Genomic DNA, 590 nt, shown 5'->3' on the forward strand with positions numbered 1-590 from the left:
GTTGGGTTTCGTGAATATTTAAAATATAACTTAAAATGCCTTAACACCCCAAGCGTAATGTTCGGGACTTCCGATCACTCTACCATTGTATCCCCAGGCCATGCGGTTACCCGAGGTTTCAAGCGTCCTCGACAGTGTCAAAGCCTTGCTGTATTCACGGTTGTAGATGTAGAACAAATTGTCTTTGTCGTATTTAGCGGGCTGCAGGTACCACTGGGCTCTGAAACTATCGACGCTGTTGACTCCGAAGGCCATGTGGTCGCCGTTCGAGTTAGTACCGACTCCCAATACCAAATATTGGTTACGCTCAGTGTTCAAGATCTTGAAGTAGACCTTGTTGTTCTCCCACAGAGCAATGAACTTCCAGCTGACTTTCGGGCTTGTTTTGTCCTTACCGTCGCCGAAGGCAAGTCTGCCATCGTTGCCGTGAACATCATTACTCAGCGTCAAAGCGAGACCGTCGCGCTTGTACATAAGCTTAATGGCGTTTTCGGCGAAGATAAGTCTGAACTCAACTGGGAAACAATCACGGACGATGTCCTTGGAGCCCTGGAGCCAAAGTTGATAAGCGTACTCCATGCAGTTCATCT

General features: G+C 48.0%; 1 protein-coding gene. It reads right to left on the minus strand.

Translation table 11 applies throughout. From position 1 onward, the window contains the following. Window positions 1-30 precede the first annotated feature (30 nt). Window positions 31-590: hypothetical protein (locus tag F0L46_RS27720; protein ID WP_149822406.1), on the minus strand; the 560-nt coding region annotated here is incomplete at its 5' end.

It is taken from the genome of Salinarimonas soli (assembly GCF_008386575.1).
Lineage (GTDB): Bacteria > Pseudomonadota > Alphaproteobacteria > Rhizobiales > Beijerinckiaceae > Salinarimonas_A > Salinarimonas_A soli.